Below are 247 nucleotides of genomic sequence, written 5' to 3'. Positions count from 1 at the left end.
GCTGCCACGCCATCGCCAGCCTGCAGCGGCCGCAGACCACCGGCACCATCTCGCACATGGGTGGCGAGGGCGTGATGTGGGTCGGGCAGGCGCCCTTTACCGACGAGCAGCACGTCTTTGCCAACCTGGGCGACGGCACCTATTTCCACTCGGGCTTCTTGGCGATCCGCCAGGCGGTGGCCGCCAAGGTGCGCATCACCTACAAGCTGCTGGTCAACGGTTTCGTTTCCATGACCGGCGGGCAGCC

At 66.8% G+C, this 247-nt stretch carries 1 protein-coding gene; it reads left to right on the top strand.

Annotated elements, in window-relative coordinates; genetic code table 11:
- Window positions 1-247: thiamine pyrophosphate-dependent enzyme (locus A612_RS05975; RefSeq protein WP_040436212.1), on the top strand; the 247-nt coding region annotated here is incomplete at both ends.

It is taken from the genome of Melaminivora alkalimesophila, assembly GCF_000282995.1.
GTDB classification, from domain to species: Bacteria; Pseudomonadota; Gammaproteobacteria; order Burkholderiales; family Burkholderiaceae_C; genus Melaminivora; species Melaminivora alkalimesophila.
This window is presented reverse-complemented; position numbering and strand designations above follow the sequence as displayed.